The 22,154-nt window shown below is 37.1% G+C and carries 16 protein-coding genes and 1 pseudogene; 15 read left to right on the top strand and 2 right to left on the bottom strand.

The window, feature by feature from the left end:
* Positions 1-60 precede the first annotated feature (60 nt).
* Positions 61-2,124: a choice-of-anchor J domain-containing protein gene (locus GH715_RS01400; RefSeq protein WP_153833631.1), complete on the top strand. Its 2,064-nt coding sequence runs from the start codon at positions 61-63 to the stop codon at positions 2,122-2,124.
* 68 nt (positions 2,125-2,192) lie between these two features.
* On the opposite strand, the gene GH715_RS01395 is transcribed toward GH715_RS01400, so the two are convergent.
* A complete protein-coding gene (locus GH715_RS01395; RefSeq protein ID WP_153833632.1) occupies positions 2,193-3,359 on the bottom strand; it encodes an MFS transporter in 1,167 nt (388 codons plus the stop codon).
* An 82-nt stretch (positions 3,360-3,441) separates the two neighbouring features.
* Between GH715_RS01395 and yeiL the strand changes: the two genes are divergently transcribed.
* From yeiL to pckA, 6 genes and pseudogenes are all read left to right on the top strand, one after another.
* Positions 3,442-4,110, top strand: a complete 669-nt coding sequence (gene yeiL, locus GH715_RS01390) for a transcriptional regulator YeiL (protein WP_153833633.1) — start codon at positions 3,442-3,444, stop codon at positions 4,108-4,110.
* 343 nt (positions 4,111-4,453) lie between these two features.
* Positions 4,454-5,648, top strand: a pseudogene (gene ystJ / locus GH715_RS01385) (NADP-dependent malic enzyme).
* A 102-nt stretch (positions 5,649-5,750) separates the two neighbouring features.
* A complete protein-coding gene (gene dcuS, locus GH715_RS01380) occupies positions 5,751-7,358 on the top strand; it encodes a DcuS/MalK family sensor histidine kinase (protein ID WP_324186967.1) in 1,608 nt (535 codons plus the stop codon).
* The gene (locus GH715_RS01375; protein WP_153833635.1) at positions 7,348-8,061 is read left to right on the top strand and encodes a response regulator; all 714 of its coding nucleotides are present in this window, start codon (positions 7,348-7,350) and stop codon (positions 8,059-8,061) included. Before dcuS ends, GH715_RS01375 begins: the two co-directional genes overlap by 11 nt.
* Before the next feature lie 272 nt (positions 8,062-8,333).
* Positions 8,334-9,665 carry a 2-hydroxycarboxylate transporter family protein gene (locus tag GH715_RS01370; protein WP_153833636.1) on the top strand — a complete coding sequence of 444 codons (1,332 nt, stop codon included), beginning with the start codon at positions 8,334-8,336 and terminating at the stop codon, positions 9,663-9,665.
* Positions 9,666-9,714: 49 nt separating this feature from the next.
* Positions 9,715-11,286 carry a phosphoenolpyruvate carboxykinase (ATP) gene (gene pckA / locus GH715_RS01365; RefSeq protein WP_324186968.1) on the top strand — a complete coding sequence of 524 codons (1,572 nt, stop codon included), beginning with the start codon at positions 9,715-9,717 and terminating at the stop codon, positions 11,284-11,286.
* 70 nt (positions 11,287-11,356) lie between these two features.
* Here the strand turns inward: pckA and GH715_RS01360 are convergent, their stop codons facing one another.
* The gene (locus GH715_RS01360; protein WP_153833637.1) at positions 11,357-13,162 is read right to left on the bottom strand and encodes a M3 family oligoendopeptidase; all 1,806 of its coding nucleotides are present in this window, start codon (positions 13,160-13,162) and stop codon (positions 11,357-11,359) included.
* Positions 13,163-13,532: 370 nt separating this feature from the next.
* Here GH715_RS01360 and GH715_RS01355 point away from each other — a divergent pair, with 370 nt between their 5' ends.
* From GH715_RS01355 to GH715_RS01320, 8 genes are all read left to right on the top strand, one after another.
* Positions 13,533-14,336 (top strand): transporter substrate-binding domain-containing protein, encoded by an 804-nt coding sequence (locus tag GH715_RS01355; protein WP_228760225.1) that lies wholly within the window; start codon positions 13,533-13,535, stop codon positions 14,334-14,336.
* 319 nt (positions 14,337-14,655) lie between these two features.
* Positions 14,656-15,309, top strand: coding sequence for an amino acid ABC transporter permease (locus tag GH715_RS01350; protein WP_018931940.1), 654 nt, complete (start codon positions 14,656-14,658; stop codon positions 15,307-15,309).
* Between the two features lie 2 nt (positions 15,310-15,311).
* Positions 15,312-16,034 (top strand): amino acid ABC transporter ATP-binding protein, encoded by a 723-nt coding sequence (locus GH715_RS01345; protein WP_153833878.1) that lies wholly within the window; start codon positions 15,312-15,314, stop codon positions 16,032-16,034.
* Between the two features lie 250 nt (positions 16,035-16,284).
* Positions 16,285-17,289: a LacI family DNA-binding transcriptional regulator gene (locus GH715_RS01340; protein WP_153833639.1), complete on the top strand. Its 1,005-nt coding sequence runs from the start codon at positions 16,285-16,287 to the stop codon at positions 17,287-17,289.
* A gap of 91 nt (positions 17,290-17,380) precedes the next feature.
* On the top strand, positions 17,381-18,616 hold the full coding sequence (locus GH715_RS01335) for an ABC transporter substrate-binding protein (RefSeq protein ID WP_153833640.1): 1,236 nt from the start codon (positions 17,381-17,383) through the stop codon (positions 18,614-18,616).
* 58 nt (positions 18,617-18,674) lie between these two features.
* The gene (locus tag GH715_RS01330) at positions 18,675-19,535 is read left to right on the top strand and encodes a carbohydrate ABC transporter permease (protein ID WP_153833641.1); all 861 of its coding nucleotides are present in this window, start codon (positions 18,675-18,677) and stop codon (positions 19,533-19,535) included.
* A 1-nt stretch (position 19,536) separates the two neighbouring features.
* Positions 19,537-20,355, top strand: coding sequence for a carbohydrate ABC transporter permease (locus GH715_RS01325; RefSeq protein WP_153833642.1), 819 nt, complete (start codon positions 19,537-19,539; stop codon positions 20,353-20,355).
* 85 nt (positions 20,356-20,440) lie between these two features.
* Positions 20,441-22,123: a glycoside hydrolase family 13 protein gene (locus tag GH715_RS01320; protein WP_153833643.1), complete on the top strand. Its 1,683-nt coding sequence runs from the start codon at positions 20,441-20,443 to the stop codon at positions 22,121-22,123.
* The last annotated feature ends 31 nt before the right edge of the window (positions 22,124-22,154 follow it).

Raw genomic sequence — 22,154 nt, 5'->3', positions numbered from 1 at the left:
AAAAAGCTATTTTAATAAGAAAAACTTTGACAATACGTTTTAAAAAATAGGAGGGTGAAAATGAAAACACCAAAAAAAGTTGTATCCATTTTATTTATTCCCATTCTAGTAGGTAGTCTGTTTTTTCCTTCAACAGTAAGTGCGCAAGTTAAAGGGTACAACCCAGATCCCGATGTGCAGGAAGTAGATCCAGATTTTCGATCGGAAACGGTAGAAGAGGTCTTAAGGGAGGGAAAGGTAGATTTTAGTGAGGCTGATGTAAGTGAAGAAGAATCGGCAGAAAGTGGACAAGCTGAGCCATCTTCAACCGTTACACCGGATGATATAGGCATTAGTAAACCATGGGTTACGGTTAATAATACATCCGGACAATATGTATTAACAGAATTTACTCTTAAAGGTGTCGGGGAATATGGAGAAGTATGGGTAGCGAACGACCTTGATTATCCTGAAGGAGATCCAAGGAATGCTGATGGAGTCACTACTATCACCGACGAACAAGTTACCTATCTTTTAAATGAGTTTGATGAGAATATATATGAACAAGAAGTTGAATTTTTCGATGCCCCTGATGAAAGAACAGGAGAACAGGCAATGTTTCCTGAATATCATCAAGACGAATCCGGGCGAGTTGTAATTTTAATAGATAATATTAAAGATGATAATTATTATGACCCGAATTATCCGAGTTATATTGCCGGATATTTTTCCCCTACTATTAGTGATTTTACCGATCGAAATGTAATGACAATTGATAGTTTCGATTGGGCAAACCGCACAGGTCCTGATGTTGAGAAACCTTTCTTGTATGAAGGAACATTTGCACATGAATTTCAACATTTACTTCATCATGACAGTGATCCAGCAGAAGAAAATTTCATCAACGAAGGGTTATCTGACTTTGCGCAATATCTTGTGGGGTATGGTCATTCCACGTCACACGTTGATTTCTTTATGAATAACCTTAAAAACTCTTTAACACAGTGGGGGGATCAGTCTGACCTTCAAATTTTAGGTGACTATGGAGTTTCTTATCTATTCCAACTGTATTTATATGAACAATACGGACAAGAATTTCTCCAGAAAGAGTTTAAAAGTCAATTACAAGGTATTGATAGTATTAATGCGATTCTAGAAGAAATGGGAAGCGATAGAGATTTTGAAGCAGTTTATCAAGATTTTATGGTAGCTTTATTGTTAGATGGGAAATATCAAGGTGATAGTGAAACCTATCAGTTTGACTCGATAGACTTAAACCCAAATCTAGAAGCTGCTTCAGAGTTAGAAGCTATTGCGCCAGCTTGGGGAACGGATATGAAATTTATTACACCTGACAAGAAGCTAGACAATCTATATTTCAAAGGTATCGATTTCCTTGGCACCAACTGGACAACAGTAAGTGACCCGGATAAGGGTGAGGTTCTCTGGGGGAACGAAGGAGACCAGGCAGATAACTTCTTAATAAAAGAGCTTGATTTAACAGGTGAAACAAATCCAGTTCTATCGTTCGAAACCAAATATGATATAGAAGAAGATTGGGATTTCGGTGTTGTCCAAGTATCTACAGATAATGGACAGACATGGGCTTCCTTAGCAAACGAAAATACAAGTAGTGATATAGTAGAGGATGGCTATCCATCGATCAAAGAAAATTTACCAGGCTTCACAGGAAGCTCAAATGGCTGGACCACTGAGAGTTTCGACCTTTCTCCATATGCTGGTCAAAAGGTTCATCTGGCATTTCGTTACATGACAGACTGGGGTTATAATGAAGAAGGTTGGTACGTATCAAACCTTCAAATAAATAACGAGCTAATTGATGCTGCGGAAACTACTGATGGTTTCATGAGTTTAGAACAAGTAACAGAGGATTATGTTGATTATCAGGTTCAGTTTATCGGATTTAAGAAAGGGAAAGCTAAAGGGAAAGACAATCATGTCAAAGTCATTCAATTCCCAGATCTAATCAATATGAGTGAAAGTGATAAGGTAGATCTTCGTGATATGCTACGAAGCTCTCAATACGCCCAAGTATTAATGATGGTTACTTATGCACCTGATCCTGGTAAGGGTGGAAGTGCGGCGTATGATTATGAAGTGGTTACAAAGGGGAAGAAAAAGTAACGGAAGAACCAATAAAGACAAGCTGCCTCCAGATTTAGGGCAGCTTGTCTTTTGAATATGAGAAAGTGCTAAATCGAAATGTCCTTTCTATTTTCCAATCTTCGGTACATAAGCGCAAGCAACATCGCAGGAATCGTACATAAAATCATTCCAATAAAGGACAGTCTCGGCTCTATTTCGTATAAATAGCCACCTAAAATAGTGAATATAGCGGTACTCCAGCTAAGTGCTAACGCAGAGTAGATACCTTGTGCTTTTGCTATCTGTAGATGTGGAATGTTTTGGATTAAGTATTTCATAAAAGCGTAATGTGCCATCGCAAACGATAATGCGTGTAACGTTTGCGCGATACAGAAAACAATTACATTCGGAAAAGCAAAAACTAATATCCAACGCGCAGATGAACCAATTGCCGCAATAGTAAGTAAAGCCCCGATAGAGAATTTATCGAATTTCTTATCTGCAATGGAAAAGAAGATGATTTCCGCAATGACAGCAATATTAATAATGAAACCAATCAGGTATGTCGGTGCTTGTATTTCTTGTAAGAATATATAGCCATAGTTGTAATAGGTTGCATGTGCCGCTTGCAGTAAAATAACGATAATAAGTACCAAAGGGAAGTGTTTGATACGGAATAATTGTAATATGCCTTCTTTTTTTGTTTGGTTTTTTGATGGCTTTTCCGCTAAAATATCTGGTGTTTGCATAAATTGAAGAGACATGAATCCGATTATGCCAAGTAATAGCGCCCACAAGATGATTTCATCGCCAAACCATCCGGTAAAAATGGTCAAAACCATCCCAACGGAAACAAAACCAATAGAGCCCCATTGGCGACTTCTTCCATAATGCTGTAATTGTTTGCTTTGCACCAGGACACCTGCCACACTGTCTAACGCAGGCATCAAAATAGGATAAAATAGATGCAAAATAATGGTTGCTATTAACAAACTGACAAACGAGTTCGACGGTATATAATAGACAATAGCAACTAGTGTACCAATTGCCATGATGTTTAATAACCTCTTACTGCTTACCTTCGCTGATAAATAAGGAAAGGCAAATAGAGTCGAAAGCCCTCTTGCAACCAAGCCTAAGCTCATGATCAAACTAGCTTCAGAAACAGATATCCCTTTTGTCTGAATCATCCAACCTGACCAATAAGGTAGAAAAATCCCCCATGTTAAAAAGAAACTAAAAAAATGCAAGCTCATCCAGCGTTGTGTGTTCATTATATATCCTCCTCATGAAATGCATGATATCATGGAGGTATAAAGAAATAATAGGAGATATCTCTTATTTTGAGGTGAATAGATGAAAAAGTATAAAGGGAAGAAAAAGCAGGTTTATTTAGAAGAACACTCTATTGCGCATTTATTTTCCTTTTCAGTGGAGGACTTTATCGAAGTACATGAATATCAACGTAATGATTGGATTATTCAGGAGGACAAGAGACCAGATTTTCTTTTCTACGTTATTGAGGGGAAAGCAAAGATTTACATAACCCATCAAAATGGAAAGGTATCATTAATAAATTTTATCAATGCCAATGAATACATCGGAGAAATGGAGTTATTACATGATGTCTATTATACAAAAGGAATTCAAGCTTCAACGAAGACGATTTGTTTTGCGCTTCCGATCTATTACTATCGCAAACAATTGCTCGAAGATGCGAAATTTCTACGTGAGCTAACCAAGTTTTTAAGTGTAAAGGCAACAGAGATGGCGGCTAAGTATACACAAAGCTCAGCATTCCCATTGGAAAACAGGTTGGCCGATTTTATTTTGCAAACCGCCGATCAAGGGATTTATAAAGAGAGACATGTTACGGTTTGCGATTATTTAGGAGTATCCTACAGACACCTGCAGCATGTTTTGAGACAATTTTGTGATAAAGGATACTTATATAAAGAAGGAAGGAACTATCAAATTAGACAGTACCATTCTTTAGAAGATCTTGCCGATGTGTTACAGAATTAGGAGCAGTTTGCCTTCTTTATTATAAGACAGGAATTCTCCGCTAAGTGATTGATAAATGTATGAAAGTGACTGATAAACACAAAAAAGTGGCCAATAAATAGGTGAAAGTGACAGATAAATGAACATAACGGAAACTAACTGATGCCTTCACTAAAAGGGGGCATTTTCTTTCTGAATATAAAATAATCAAAAGACAAAGTTTCTAAATGAAACAACAGATAATTTTTTTAATTACAAAAAGGCTTAATTAGTTATATAACCTATTAATGGTAGAAAATATTTATTATAAATGAAGGTATAACAGAAGTAGCGCTAGAAATTTTTAGAAATGGAGAGACCAACGATGGATACACTACGGGAACAATCATTACAAATGCATCGAGACAATAAAGGAAAATTAGAAACAAGTGCTAAGGTTTCAGTTCGCAATATGTATGACTTAAGCCTTGCCTATTCACCGGGAGTAGCGGAACCGTGCAAAGAAATCTATCAAGACAACAACAAAGTGTTTGATTATACAATGAAGGGAAATACTGTTGCAGTTATTTCAGATGGATCTGCCGTATTAGGGCTTGGAAATATTGGGCCAGAAGCAGCAATGCCTGTTATGGAAGGAAAAGCTGTTTTATTTAAAAACTTTGCAGGTGTTGATGCATTTCCGATTTGTTTGAATACAAATGATGTGGATGAAATAGTTAATACAGTGAAATTATTAGAGCCAACCTTTGGAGGAGTTAACTTAGAAGATTATTTCAGCTCCTAGATGTTTTGAAATTGAAGAACGCTTGAAAAAAGAAACGGACATTCCCATTTTTCATGATGACCAACATGGGACGGCAATTGTAACTGTAGCAGGGTTAGTAAACGCACTTAAACTTGTGAATAAAAAAATGACAGACATTAAAGTGGTAATTAATGGGGCTGGTGCTGCTGGCATTGCGATAGTTCAATTATTAAATTATTTTGGCGTTTCAGATGTTGTTCTATGTGATTCTAAAGGCGCCGTTTATGAAGGACGTCCTGATGGAATGAACCCACTTAAAACAAAGATCGCGAAAATTACTAATGTCAATCGTGTAGAAGGTACATTAGAAGAAGCTATTATAGGTACAGACGTATTTATCGGCGTATCTGTAGAAGGTGCTTTAACTAAAGAAATGGTGTCCACCATGAATGAAGATCCAATTATTTTTGCGATGGCTAATCCTATACCAGAAATTATGCCGGAAGATGCTATGGCTGCTGGTGCTAAAGTGGTTGGAACTGGGCGTTCAGATTTTCCGAATCAGGTAAATAATGTGCTTGCATTTCCAGGAATCTTTAAAGGGGCATTAGACGTACATGCAACACATATCAATGAGGAAATAAAGAAAGCAGCCGTACTTGCGATTTCCTCATTAATTTCGGAACAGGAGTTGTCTAAAGACTATGTGATTCCGGCACCTTTTGATGAACGGGTAGCACCAGCAGTGGCACAGGCAGTTTCAAATGCAGCAATAGATACAGGAGTAGCTAGAAGAGTTGCTATGTCTAAATAAAAGTATTTAAATCAGTCGACTGTTTGGCAATCAGTCGACTTTTTTTATATCAAATCTAGACATATGTCTGCTATAATCCTTAATATAAAATGGGGTGATGTGGTGAAGCGACCGTTTAAATTGAGTGTTATTATTACATTGTTTGGTTGTATCGTTGTTTTACTTTCTTTATTAGTTACAGATTTGCTCATCAGCAATACAACTAGTGAGCGGATTAGGGATAATCAGGAAGAGAAGGCACAGATTGTATCTAGGACTGTTGCCAAATCTGAGATTGTAAAAGCAAGCCTATTACAAAAAGAGAAAACAGAAGCTATTCAAGCATATACACAAGAAGTCCAAACAATAACGGAAATGATGTTTGTCGTTGTTATGGACATCGAGGGCATTAGATATACCCACCCTAACCCAGAAATGATTGGCGAGTACTTCAAAGGAGGAGATGAAAAGGCTGTTCTCCAAGGAGAGGAGTATGTATCAGTATCTGAAGGTACACTCGGAGATTCTTTAAGATCATTTACACCGATATATGATGATAATGGAAACCAAATCGGTGCTGTTGCGGTTGGGATCTCACTAGACAATGTGGAATTTGCTTTGTCACAAGGCCACCAAAATATTATGAAAGGAAGCTTACTCGGTATTATTGTCGGGATCATCGGAGCATTTTTACTTGCTAAATATATAAAAAGAATGTTATTCGGTCTGGAGCCTTATCAGATATCAAAGCTTTTGGAAGAACGGAGTACCATGTTACAATCTGTTCATGAAGGAATCTTAGCTGTCGATGATGATTTAAGAATTACATTAGTAAATAAATCAGCACTTCATTTGTTTAAAAAAGCTGGTTTGTCAGATCAGCCCATTGGCATGAAAATAACAGATTATATGCCAAATACCAAACTGGATCGTGTCATTGAGACAGGGGAATCAGAACGTAATGAGGAACAGACGCTAAATGGAATATCTATTCTAACCAACCGTGAGCCGTTAATTGTTAACAATAAGGTTGTAGGTGCAATCTCTACATTTAGAGATAAAACCGAAGTGAATCAATTGGCAAAACAGTTAACAGGTGTTAGAACCTATGTTGAGGCGCTTCGTGCACAGTCACATGAATTTATGAACAGGCTTCATGTTATACTTGGTATGGTTCAAATGGGAGCTTATGATGAATTATTGCCATTTATCCGCAAAATAATTGATATGAACAATCAGGAAGCTGCAGTGATTACCAAAACTATCAAGGATCCAGTACTTGCGGGTTTTCTGATAGGTAAAATGAGCTATGCAAGAGAGCGGAATGTAACGTTTAAAATTTCTAACGATTCACGAATTGATGAAGCACTTAGCTTAGAAACGAGTCAAGAGCTGATCACCATTATTGGAAACTTAGTTGATAATGCAATAGAGGCGCTCACCACTAGTGTAGAGAAGAAAATTGCATTACAGTTGAAGAAAAATCATGGTAAATTATCCATAACAGTATCTGATTCAGGACCAGGAATCTCTGCAGAAAATACAGAGAAAATTTTCAAGAAAGGATTTTCCTCTAAAGGTTCAAATAGAGGTTTCGGTCTTTATTTAATGAATCAAAGTATTGAAAAATTAAATGGGGAATTAAAAATGTCCACTAATAAAAGAGGGACTACATTTAACGTAGTGCTCGACTATGCTGCTATGAGAGATGGGATGCAAGATGGCGATTAAAGTGTTAATAGTAGAAGACGACCCAATGGTAGCGGAATTTAATAAACGCTTCCTAAGCATGGTAGAAGGCTATCGATTAGTAGATATCGCTTATTCCGTGGAAGAAGCAATGGAACAAATGGAAGAAAAGCAACATGGCATTGATTTGGTGCTGCTAGATATTTATATGGCAGGGGATAATGGACTTGAAATGTTGTCCGCTATTCGTCAAAAGGAGATACCGATTGATGTTATTTTAATTACAGCTGCCACGGATACAGAAAATATTCAATCTGCATTGCATCATGGAGCAATTGATTATCTAATCAAGCCGTTTGAATTTGAACGTTTTAAACAAGCACTAATGCGCTACAAAGAAAAGTTTGAATTATTACATCGACGAAAAAAATTGAATCAGCTAGAATTAGACCAAAAATTATTAAATTCTGATAAAGAAAAAGTGATCGAAAACAAGGCTTTGCCAAAAGGATTGACGAAAAGTACGCTATTAATCATCATTAACACGATCAAAAAAGCAAAAACTTTCTCAACAGATGAGATTGCGGAATCAACAGGTATATCGAGAGTTTCTGTGCGGAAGTATCTTACGTTTTTAGTAAAGATTGATGTATTGGAAGAAACATTAACCTATGGGATTGGTAGACCCGTTTATCAATATTCGTATAAAGAACATAGCGAAATATTAGATGCTTATTTAAAATGACTCAAAAACAGGAGGTTTTTGAGTCATACTTTTTTTAATTACAAAAAAAATTCATTAGTTTTATAAACTTTTCATTTAGCAAAAGAAATAATAGGATATATAAATATCAATTAACATTGGCTACCGAAAATGAAAGCGATTTATCCACTTGGTGAGTGAATGACAAAACATATAACAAAGAAGGCGGTGAAAATGACATCTACCAAAAAGAAGAGGAGAAGTTCAGGTACATTTAAAATCCTGGCTTCTAAGCAAGATGAGGAGGAAGTTTCATGACGGAATTAGCTAAAGATTACTCGAATAAAACGGTTGTAAAAAATGATACAAATGTACACCCTCTTGAAGTGGCTAACACATATACTATCTTTAATATTCCAATAATTTGGTTTTCCATATTTACAGCAATTACGCTTACATGTATGTATACCGGCAATTTGCCAGTAGGAATGATTGGCAGCTTGCTCGTTATGATTGTACTAGGTGAGTTATTCGGAGAGATAGGAAATCGTCTGCCAATTGTTAATAGCTATCTTGGCGGTGGAGCTATAGTCGCCATATTCGGTTCCGCTTATATGGTATATAGTGGGCTACTTCCAGAAACAATCACAACATCTATAGCGGAATTTATGAAATCTGGCGGTTTTTTAAACTTTTATATTGCCGCCTTAATAACAGGTAGTATTTTAGGAATGAACTCAAAAATATTAATGAAAGTAGGCTTGCGTTATTTCCTTCCTATTGGTGGAGCCGTTCTAGGCGCAATGGCACTTACTGGATTGATTGGTTCTCTTATTGGTTTTACACTTCAAGATGCAGTGTTAGTCATTGCAATGCCAATTCTGGGTGGTGGAATGGGTGCTGGAGCAGTTCCGATGAGTCAAGTTTATTCCGAATTACTGGGAAATGATCCGAGTTATTATATTTCGATGCTTGTGCCAGCACTAGCATTAGGAAATGTGTTTGCTATTGTATTAGCAAGTCTATTAGATAAAATTGGAAAAATCTACCCCTCACTAACTGGTAATGGACAATTAGTAAAAGGATTCACATATGAAAAACCAACGTTAAAATACGATATTCAGAAGATGGGTGCTGGCCTACTTGCAGCACTATCCTTTTTTTCAATTGGCTCCCTATTAGGAGCTATCATTCCATTACATCCCTATGCGATTATGATAATTCTTGTAGCAGTCGCAAAAATTGCAAATATTATTCCGCCTCAGGTTATCGATGGTGCTAGTCAATGGTATCAATTCGTAGCCAGAAATTGGACTTTTGCTTTACTTTTTGGTATTGGTGTTGCTTATACCGATTTAGGTACCGTATTAGAGGCATTAACTTTGCAATATATTTTAACAGTTTTGGGGGTTATACTAGGTGCAATTATTGGCGCGGCGTTATTAGGAAAATTGGTTGGTTTTTATCCAATAGAAGCAGCAATTACAGCAGGTCTTTGTATGGCAAATATGGGAGGTACAGGGGATGTGGCCGTGCTTTCTGCAGCAAAAAGAATGGATCTAATGCCATTTGCCCAAATTTCTTCACGCTTAGGCGGGGCATTAATTTTATTACTTGCAGGACTACTAATTCCATTGTTTGTGTAGTACTGTAAACATAATTTTTAGTACCAAGTGAATAGAAGGGATGAGATGAGTGAAAGAGCTTAATACGAGACACGATTTCCATTTAGAAAACTTGAACAGAAATTTATCAGTGTCCCAACTAATGGAGAAGGCAATTACCCAAAAGGAAGCAATGCTTACGGAAAAAGGGGCACTACTTGTTTATACCGGGGAATTTACTGGTAGATCACCAAAGGATAAATATATTGTAGCCGATTCTATTACAAAGGAACACGTAACGTGGGGAAAAGTTAATCAGCCGATGTCTCAAGAAACATTTGATTCCCTTTATCGAAGAGCGGTAGCCTATATGTCTGAACGGGAGTTATTTACCTTTGAAGGAGCGGCTGGTGCAGATCCAAAGCATAAGTTCTCTATCCGTATTATCAATGAGTTTGCATGGCATAACTTGTTTGCCCAACAGCTATTTATTGAGCAGAATGATTTGGACGCTAAAAAACAGGAACCTGATTTTACTGTGATTTGTCTACCCGGCTTAAAAGCAGATCCTAGCAAAGATGAATTAAACTCTGAAACCTTTATTGCAATTTCATTTGAGCGAAAAACGGTGTTAATTGGTGGTACTGCTTATGCAGGTGAGATGAAGAAATCTGTTTTTAGTGTGCTCAACTATTTACTCCCTTTTGAAGGTGTTTTACCAATGCATTGCTCTGCTAATAGGGGAGATAATTCAGAGGATGTGGCGTTGTTTTTTGGATTATCTGGAACAGGAAAAACAACATTATCGGCAGATGTGGAAAGATACTTAATTGGCGATGATGAACATGGTTGGTCAGAGAGTGGTGTTTTTAATTTTGAAGGTGGTTGTTACGCAAAATGTATCGGACTTTCACAAGAAAAAGAACCCCAAATATGGGATGCTATTCAATATGGTTCCGTTCTAGAGAATGTAGCAATTGATCGAGATACCCGTCAGTTGCATTTTGATGATAGCACGCATACGGAAAATACACGTGCAGCTTATTCCATTGCAAATATACCTGGAGCAGTTAATCCTAGTATTGCAGGCCATCCGAAAGTTATTATTTTTCTTACAGCAGATGCATTTGGTGTACTTCCACCTATATCGCAACTAACGAAAGAGCAGGCAATGTATCATTTTCTATCTGGGTATACATCGAAGCTTGCTGGTACGGAACGTGGTGTCACGGAGCCAGAAGCGACCTTTTCTACTTGCTTTGGTGAGCCGTTCTTTCCACTTGACCCAATTGTATATGCTGAGTTGCTCGGTAAAAAAATCGCTGAACATGATGTACGTGTCTATCTTGTGAATACAGGATGGTCTGGTGGATCATACGAAGTTGGTGAAAGAATAAATTTAACTTACACTCGCACGATGGTTCGAGCAGCAATAAATGGGGATCTGGAGAAAGCCAATTATAAGCAAGATTCCCATTTTGGTCTATATGTGCCTGACATGATTGCCGGCGTTCCGACAGAAATCTTAACCCCACGTCTAACTTGGGGAAGCCAAAAAGATTATGATAAGAAAGCACAAGAGTTAGCAGAAAAGTTCTCATCAAACTTTAATCGGTTTTCTAATGTATCACAAGCCATTGTGGAGGCGGGACCGAAGATATAAAGATTATTAAAGTGGAGATACAAATTGAAAATGATTTTGTATCTCCACTAAATGCAAAACGATTAATGAATTAATGCTCGATCTTCTCTGTTAATCGCATAAATTCTTCAGCATCCTTCGCCATTAATTGAATACCAGCTGCCCAAAAACCTTCTTTCGTAATATCCACACCAAGATGTTTCTTTGCAAGATCTTCCACCTCCATTGACCCAGTATCACGTAATAAGGCAATATATCTTTCTTCGAATCCTTCAGGGGATTCTAAGTATTTCGCATAGATGCCTAAGCTGAACAAGAATCCGAATGTATAGGGGAAGTTGTAGAATGGTATATCATCAATAAAGAAGTGCAACTTACTACTCCAGAAGTGTGGATGGTAGTTAGCTAAGCTATCCCCATATGCTTCCTTTTGTGCTTCCACCATTAATTCATTTAATCGTTTTTCCGACACAACCCCTCTGGCACGTTCTTGATAGAAAGCATTTTCAAATAAGAAACGAGCATGAATGTTCATGAACATGGCTGTAGCATTTTCTAGTTTCGTGTTTAATAAGGTGATCTTTTCTTTCTCAGACTTTGCGTTTTTTATCGTTGCGTTATTAATAATTGTTTCTGCAAACGTACTAGCTGTTTCTGCGACATTCATGGCATAGTTTCGATTCAATGCTGGCAGATCTTTCATCACATGGCTATGGAATGCATGACCTAATTCATGTGCTAAAGTACTTGTATCAGAGGATGAACCAGTAAATGTCATAAAAATACGTGATTCACTGAACTCTGGAAGACTCGTACAATATCCACCCGGTCGCTTATTTGGTCTATTCTCGGCCTCGACCCAACGATTTTCTAATGCATGCTTGGCGAAATCAGCAAGTGTTGGACCAAAGGAGGCAAAGTTATCAATGACAAAGTCACAAGCTTGATCATATGTAAAATCGGTTGGCTTCACATCACCTAAAGCAATTGGAGCATCAACATCCTGCCAACCTAGTTTCTCCATACCTAATAGCTTTGCTTTTTGACTGATAAAATCAAGGAATGGCTGCTTATTATTGGCAACGGCTGACCACATCGCATTTAGAGAATCTTCGGTCATCCGATTATATTCTAAAGGCTCTTCTAAGTGGTGTTGATATTGATGTTTGTTTTGTAATGTAATCCGATAGCCATCTAAATGATTTAAAATATCAGCAAAAATCGGGCCATTCTTTGACCAGGCCGCTTCCCAATTTTCAAAAATTTGCTTCCTCACTTTAGGATCTGGATCAGCATACATTCTATTCATCGCTTGGCCTACAGATAGTTCGGTAGTGTTCCCTTTATCATCCGTAAATGGAATCGTCATAATCGAAACGACTGTATCATATAAATCGCTCCATGCTGCCAAACCATCTTTATTCAGCTCTGCAATTAGCTCTTCTTCGTCTTCAGATAGTAGACGCTTTCCATTATTCCGCATTTCATTTGAAGCAAAAGCAACTTCACTTAAATCTTCATCTGCTAATAGTTGCTGCCAATCATCCTCTGCAATTTCAACTATTTGTTTCGTAAAGGTGTTGGTAGCCTTTTGTACCTCACTATACAATTCCATAATTTGTCCTTTTACAACATTGGCATGTTCATCATTCATATAAGCATCATGCCACATTTGTACAAATGTGGCAGCTTGGGATAATCCATTTTCAATAGTCTCTTGTTTATGTAAGATTGTTTTAAATGTATCTACTGATTTTGGGTGATGATTCCAGTTAGTTAATAGTGATTGGTATTCATTTATATGTTTATGTATATCGGTTAATTTCGTTTGTAGTTCCTGGGATTTCGTACCGCCAGAGAAAATTGTTTCTAGGTTCCAGGTATTCATATATTTCATTTATATCACTCTCCCTTTTGCAATTATTGTATCCATTTCGTTGGTAATAGTAAACTTAGAGCATTTTGTGAGTCTTACCGTGTTATTCACTATCACCTCTTTCTTTAATAGTATTTCTCTATAAAGTAAAATATGAAAAATTGGAGGAAAACGTTATACCTATTCCTACTGCAATATTAGAGGATATGACAGTATATCTAACTCTCTCTAAGGATATCTGCAAAATCTACCATATAAATCATCATAACTGACTAAACATGAACATATCATGATAAACAAATATTATTGTAATTTGGATCTATCTAAATATATCGATACAATAGATAGAGTCGTGTGATAACAAATAAATTTTGTGGGAGGATTATTCTTGATGAATAAACAAAAGAAGGACACATTCGCTAATAAGATGGTCTTGATTGCTTTAGTCGGTATCATTACATTTGCATTAGCAGGGTGTGGGACAGGTGACGAAGATAATAGTAACGCTTCGGATCAAACAAAAGAAGAGATTACCGTTGCTGTGGTGCAAGACTATCCACCATTTGAATATAAAGTAGATGATGAATTAACTGGTTTTGACGTAGAGCTAGTGGAGGCAATTGCTGAGAAGGCAGACTTGGCTGTTAACTGGGAGATCATGAAATTTGATGGTATTATCCCAGCACTTCAAGCTAATCAAGTCGACGCAGCCGTATCAGCTATCGGAATTAGAGAGGACCGTTTAGAAGTTGTCCATTTCTCCGATCCATATTTTGAATCTGGTTTATCTTTAATTACGTTAGAAGATAGTGATATTGAAGAAGAAGCAGATTTAGAAGGCAAAACCATTGTAGCAAAACAAGGGACATCCAGTTTGGAATTAGCCAACGAACTGGCTGATGAATATAACGGTGAGGTAACGAAACTGCAAGACGATGCGACCATGTATATGGAATTAGAAAACAGTAATGCCGATGCGGTCATTAATGATTATCCTAGTGTTGCCTATAAAATCAACCAAGATGGCGAAGATTCAGAACTTCGCTTAGTTGGTGATAAGTATCCAAGTGAGGACTATGGAGTAGCCATTTCTAAAGGAAGTGAAGAACTAGTAGAAAAAATCAACACTGGTCTTCAAGAGCTCAAAGATAGTGGTGAGTTTGACGAGCTTTATAGCGAATATTTTTCTGAATAATCATTAACGTAAAAATTCTGATTCAATAAAAAGGTGTGGCGCTTCTTGTCACACCTTTTCTAAAAGAAAGTATAAAATTAGCGTAGATGTCTAGCTCCGAGCGCCCTGAAACAAGGCGACTTCACGAATCACCCTACGATAAAGAAGACTTGCCGATTGGTGAAACCAGAGGCTTAGTCGCACTTATACCTTTAGGTGAAAGTCATCATCGCGTCACTTGCTCACCGCGATTCCTTTATCTCAGTTGATTCACTCCAGTCACTACGTTTCTAAACGGGCGTTCTGCGCTTTTCTAAAAGAAAGAGGGATACCAGTTATTATGGAAACTATAGAGGTTATTCTTGAGGGATTACCCACTCTATTAAGAGGGATGGGTGTAACAATAGAAATTACAGTTATATCACTTATTCTTGCCATGTTTATTGGATTGATATTAGGTGTATGTAGTATAACAAAGAGTAGAATCTTAAGGGGATTTTCCACGGCTTTTGTAGATATCATTCGTGGGACACCATTACTCGTTCAAATATTATTTATTTATTTTGGTTTACCAAGTGTAATCGATATTGATTTAACAGCATTTTCCGCAGGTGTGATTGCGATAACGGTCAATGCTGCAGCCTATTTAGTAGAAATTTTCCGTGCTGGAATAAACTCTATCGATAAAGGACAAATGGAAGCCGGAAGAACAATTGGCTTTTCTTATGCACAAACGATGCGTTTAATCATCTTACCTCAAGCAATAAAGCGCATGATCCCCGCAATTGTCAACCAATTTATTGTAAGTATTAAAGATACTTCACTCCTTTCTGCCATTGGGTTAGCCGAGCTTACTTTATCTGGCCAATCGATTTATGCAGCTAATTACCGTGCTTTCGAAATATTATTCGCAGTTGGAGTACTATATTTTGTCATTATTTATTCATTAAGCCTATTCGCACGTTGGCTTGAAAGGAGATTAGATGTCGCATGAGAATGATTGAAGTACAAAATCTTAAGAAATCATTTGGTAAATTAGAGGTTCTGAAAGATATAAATATTGATGTTCAATCACAAGAAGTAGTGTGTGTTATCGGTCCTTCAGGTTCAGGAAAAAGTACACTATTACGTTGTATGAACCTGTTAGAGGAACCAACAGGTGGCGATATTTTGATCGAGGGGGACAACCTTACTGCTCCCAAAACTAATATTAATGAGTTGCGCCAAAGAATGGGAATGGTGTTCCAACAATTCAATCTGTTCCCGCACATGACGGTAATGGAAAACATTACATTGGGACCAAAAAAATTAAAAGGCAAAACAAAGTCAGAAGCAAATGAATTAGGAACACAGTTACTTGATAAAGTTGGATTGGTAGACAAAGCCGAGGTATATCCCGATAACTTATCTGGCGGGCAAAAACAACGGGTAGCTATTGCTCGTGCTTTAGCCATGGAACCGCACATTATGTTGTTTGACGAGCCTACCTCGGCTTTAGACCCTGAAATGGTCGGAGAAGTCCTTCAGGTTATGAAAGATTTGGCCGAAGAGGGTATGACGATGATTATTGTGACACATGAAATGGGCTTCGCCAAGGAAGTTGCCGATCGCGTCATCTTTATGGACGAAGGTTTTATCGTCGAACAAGGAACACCAGATGAATTATTTAATCATCCGCAAAACGAAAGAACTCAAGCGTTTTTGTCGAAAGTGTTGTAAAATTAAATAGGACAGTTAACAAATCGCATAGAGGGCATACCTCTATGCATTTTTAAACGTAAAATACACTCAAGCAATTTATATCAAAAGCAAATTACTACGTTTGAAGTTGCATAGATGAAGTAGTTTGTGAAACGCATATGGAGAATAAGATAAAATAAACAATTTAAAATTTAATATTGAAATCCCTTTCTTTCCATGCTATTATAATTTACGTAAACGTTTACGGGGTTTAGAAGGAGTATCGAACATGACAATTACAATTAAGGATGTAGCCAAAAAAGCAAATGTATCTATTGCAACCGTTTCAAGGATTGTAAATAATAAACCAGGCTATTCGAAAGAGACAGAACAAAAAGTTCTACAAGTTATACAAGAACTTGGTTATCATCCGAACGGGTTAGCTCGAGGATTAATTAGTAAACGTACTCATACAATAGGAGTATTAGTTCCAGATATTTCTAGTATGCTAATGTCCGAGTTCATTAGTGGGATTGAACATGTTACCCATGATTATGGTTCTAGTGTCATCGTTTGTCACACGGAATCCCAAGGGCAAAAAACGAGGCAATACTTACAAGTATTAAAAGAAAAGCAGATCGATGGTATCGTCTTTACGAGTGAAGTGCTTAAGAAAGACTATTATCAAATCATTAAGGATATGGATATACCGATGGTACTGCTATCTACTGAATCCTTTGATTTCCCTGTACCATATGTCAAAGTAAGTGACCGTCGTGCTGCATACAGCGCAACAGAATATCTAATTAAAAAAGGTCATCGAAAAATTGGCATGATTAGTGGGAGAAGAGGGGACATCATAGCTGGTCAACCAAGGATTGATGGATTTATGGCAGCAATGAAAGCGCATGAATTATCAGTAAAAGATGAATGGATTGTAACAGAAGGCTTTAATTTTGAGGATGGCGTAAATGGTTTTCATAAACTGATTGACCAGTTTCCGGAAATGACGGCTGTTTTTGCAGCCAGTGATGAAGTGGCATTAGGTATCCTTTCAGCTGCTTATAAAATGAACATCCATGTACCTGATCAGTTGTCGGTAATTGGCTATGATAATCTCAGAATAGCAGAAATGAGTACACCACCTTTAACAACTGTCGCACAGCCTTTAGTAGAAATGGGAAAGAAATCAGCTGAACTCGTATTTGAAATGATGGAATCAAATAGATCTGTAGAAAGTCGTATATTTCCTCATGAAATAGTAGAAAGACAAAGTGTGAAGGAACTATCGTGATAACGTGTTCCTTTACACATAACGTAAACGTTTACTCACGCATTTAACGTAAACGTTTACGTTAAAGATCATAATATATGGAGGGTTAAGAATGAGAAAAATAACAAAAGGATTAGTTGCACTTGGATTAGGGACGTTTTTATTATTAACTGGTTGTGGCTCTGATGGAGGAAGTGGAGATGGAGAAGTAACATTAGAGCTTTTTTCCAATAAATCTGAAAGTATTGATACTTATAACGGGTTAATTGAAGAATTTGAGGAACAGAATCCAAATATCAATATCGAGTTAGAAGCACCACCAGAAGCGGAAACCGTCATAAAAACGAGATTAACGAAGAATGATTTGCCAGATATTATGTCTTTAGGCGGAAATGCCACTTATGGTGAATTAGCTCGTGCTGGTGTATTCCATGACTTTACTGATTCAGAGGTTCTTGGAGAAGTGCAATCTTCTTATGTAGATATGCTTGGCCAGTTAGTAGGATCTGAGGAAGAAGGAGCATATGGAATCCCTTATGCAACAAACGCCAATACGGTTATCTATAAAAAAGAAAAAGCAGAAGAATTAGGGATAGATATTCCAAAAACTTGGGATGAGTTTATTGCAGCATTAGAGACAGCAAAAGAAGCTGGTGAAACGCCAATTTACTTTACACTACAAGAAGCATGGACAGCGATGCCAATATGGAATGGTGTTGCAGGTAACCTAGTTGCTGACGATTTTGCAGAGCGAAAAAATGCAGGACAAGTAACAATGGTAGAAGAATATAATGTTGTTGCTGATAGAATGTTAGAGCTACTAGATTATGGACATGCGGATAACTTTGGAATTGGCTATAGTGACGGTAACACGGCATTCGCTAATGGTGAAGGGGTCTTTTATATTCAAGGGAACTGGGCAATTCCTGAGATTGTAAAAGCAAATCCTGATGTGGAGTTAGGAACATTTGCACTACCTTCCAATAATGAAGCAGAAGAAAACGACTTAGTGTCTGGTGTCGATGTAGTGTTAACTGTTAATGAGGATACAGATCATAAAGAAGAAGCATTGCAGTTTATTGAGTTTATGGCTAGTCAAGAAACAGCACAGCGCTATATTGAAGAACAAAAAGCATTCTCAGCCATTCAGGGAGTATTCCAAGAAGATCCAGTGTTTGATGGAATTAAAGTGAATTTTGAAGAAGACCGTTTAACTAGTTTTCCTGATCATTACTATCCAGCTGGCATGGGAGCGGAAAATCTAGTACAAGACTTCCTTATTAAAAAGGATAAGAAGGCAGCACTAGAAACATTAGATGCTGAGTGGGATAAAGTAATTAATCGCTAAAGGTTTAGGGGCTTTTCCTGAAGAGCCCCTACTTTATTTTTAAAGGAGAGATCATTTCATGGTGAAAAAAAATTATACCTATCTAATAATGGTTATTCCTGCATTTGTCATCTTTTTCACCTTTCACACATATCCAGCACTACAAGGGATATTTTATAGTTTTACTGACTATAAAGGATATGGTAATTGGGATTTCGTAGGATTAAAAAACTATTTCAATGTGTTTCAGGATGGTCGTGCTTTAAGTGCATATGGTTTTACTTTTCAGTTTGCTATAACCGCAACAATTCTTGTAAATATCGTTAGTTTACTGATTGCCTTGGGACTTAATGCAAATATTAAGTTTCGAAAAACATTACGTGCGACCTATTTCTTACCCTTTATTCTAAGTGTTTTAATTGTCGGTTATATTTTCAAGTTTATGTTTACACATTTATTACCTGACATGGGTAAAGCACTAGGGATTGAAATGCTATCATCGAATATATTAGGGAATCCGGACTTAGCATGGATAGGCGTTGTAATTCTTGCGGTATGGCAGTCTGCGGCATTTAACACACTTCTTTACTTAGCAGGACTATCTACGATTGAAAATGAGTTATACGAAGCAGCAGATATTGATGGGGCTGGATCGTGGAAGAAGTTTTGGAAAATAACGTTCCCGCTTATTGCACCGTTTTTCACTATTAATATGGTTGTTGCCATGAAAAACTTTTTAATGGCATTTGATCAAATTGTTGCTTTAACTGGTGGTGGGCCAGGTCAAGCGACTGAATCTATCTCGTTACTAATCTATCGCGGTGGTTTCGAGGGTGGAGAATTCGCCTACCAATCAGCCAATGCAGTTGTTTACTTTATTGTAATTGTCGTAATTTCTCTTATCCAATTACGTGTTCTTGAACGAAGAGAGGTGAAGTAACATGACAGGGAAAAAGAATTGGAAAGTAACAGCGTTATTAATTCTTGGTTCACTATTTATTTTCTTTCCATTGTATTTAACGATAACAATCGCGTTTAAAACACCTCAAGAAATGTCAGGTAACTTATTAGCGTTACCAGAATCTTGGTCGATTTCAAACTTTATTACCGCTATTGAGATGACCAATTTCTTTAGAGCATTAGGTAACAGTGTTTTCGTAACCGTGATAACCGTAGTATTGGTGTTGCTAACACATTCGCTTGTGGCATATGCCATTGCTAGAAATATGCATAAGAAGTTTTATAAGTTTCTATATTTCTATTTTATTAGCGCTATGTTTATCCCATTTCCCATTATCATGTTACCAATTGTAAAACAAACAAGTATGTGGGGGATGGATAACTTAATCGGACTTGCCTTTTTAAATGTTGTCATGCAATTAGCCTTTAATGTATTCGTTTATGTTGGTTTTCTAAAATCAATTCCCGTGCAATTAGAGGAAGCTGCCATTATTGATGGGGCAACTACCTGGCAGGTATTCTGGAAAATAATTTTCCCAATCATGAAGCCAATGCACGCAACAGTTGCAATCTTAACCGCATTGTTTGCTTGGAATGACTTCATGTTACCACTCGTTATTTTAAGTGATTCAAGCCAATATACATTACCGTTAGTGCAATATGCATTTCAAGGACAGTTTAGTACGGATTATAACTTAGCCTTTGCATCTTATTTAATGGCGATGTTGCCAATGATTATTATCTATATCTTTGCACAAAAATGGATTATTGGCGGTGTGATGAGAGGATCACTGAAATAATAGATAGTTAATAGAGAAAAATAGAATTATAAAGATACGGTAGCAAGACAATATAGAAGAATGCTGCCAAATAGGGGGAATCTGTATGAAAAAAGCATGGTGGAAAGAAAGTGTGGTCTATCAAATTTATCCGCGAAGTTTCAATGACAGTAATGGAGACGGAGTTGGCGATATTCAAGGCATTATCGAAAAGTTAGATTACTTAAAAAATCTTGGTGTGGATGTTATCTGGTTATCTCCAGTTTACAAGTCACCAAATGATGACAATGGCTATGATATTTCCGATTATCAAGCAATTATGGATGAATTTGGAACAATGCAAGACTGGGAAAACTTATTAGATGAAATGCACAAACGTGAAATGAAATTAATCATGGACCTTGTGGTTAATCATTCATCAGATGAACATCGATGGTTCCAAGAATCAAAGAAATCGAAGGATAACCCATATCGTGATTACTATATTTGGCGTCCTGGTAAAGAAGGAAAAGAACCGAATAACTGGGAATCTGCTTTCAGTGGGTCAGCATGGGATTACGATGAGGCAACAGATGAATATTACTTACACCTTTTTAGTAAAAAACAGCCTGATTTAAACTGGGAAAATCCAAAGCTTCGTCAGGAAATATATGAGATGATGAGGTGGTGGTTAGATAAAGGCATTGATGGTTTCCGTATGGATGTTGTCAACTTTATATCGAAAGTACCTGATCTGCCTGATGCAGCAAATCCAGAAGGAAAAAAATACGTTGGTGGTGGCGAATACTATATGAACGGGCCACGTATCCATGAATTCTTACACGAGATGAACCGAGAGGTTCTTTCCAAATATGATGTAATGACAGTAGGGGAAATGCCTGGTGTGGATGTAGAAGAAGCGAAAAAATACACTGACCCTGAGCGTGAAGAATTACAAATGGTATTTCAGTTTGAACATATGGATTTAGACTCTGGTCCTAATGGCAAATGGGATCTTAAACCATTAAAATTAACCGATTTAAAGGATAATATTACAAAGTGGCAAACTGGACTACAAGGAGTGGGTTGGAATAGTCTATACCTAAACAATCATGACCAACCACGAATTGTCTCACGTTTTGGAAATGATAAAGAATTCCGTGTGGAGTCAGCGAAAATGTTAGGAACATTCCTGCATATGCTGCAAGGTACGCCATATATTTATCAAGGTGAAGAAATCGGCATGACGAATGTTCGTTTCGATTCGATCGACGATTATAAAGATATTGAAATATTAAACATGTACAAAGAAAAAGTCATAGAAGGTGATGAGGATCCTGACAAAGTAATGGAATCTATCTATGTCAAAGGAAGGGATAATGCAAGAACACCTTTTCAATGGAATAATTCTAAGCATGGAGGATTTACGGATGGTGAGCCATGGATTAAGCTAAATAGTAATTATACAACTGTAAATGCAGAGCAAGCGGTTCACGATGAGGACTCTATCTATCACTATTATCGTCAGTTGATTCAGCTTAGAAAGACCCATCCGATTATTGTCTATGGAGATTATCAATTGATTTTGCCGGATCATGATAAGATTTATGCATATCTTCGCAACTATGAAAATGAAAAATTATTAGTCGTAACTAACTTTAGTGATCAGAACGTGAAATTTGAGTTACCAGAGGATGTTTCCTTTGAAGCTGAAGAAAAATTAATTGGTAATTATGATGCGTCTGAAGCAGACACTTTTACTTCCTTTACATTAAAACCATATGAAGCAAGAGTCTATAAAGGAAAATAACAGACTTGTAATAGCAGGGTTTTGAACAGAG

Source organism: Gracilibacillus thailandensis (assembly GCF_010994055.1).
GTDB lineage: Bacteria > Bacillota > Bacilli > Bacillales > Amphibacillaceae > Gracilibacillus > Gracilibacillus lacisalsi.
Note: the sequence above shows the minus strand (reverse complement) of the source record. Positions and strands in the feature narration are given on the sequence as shown.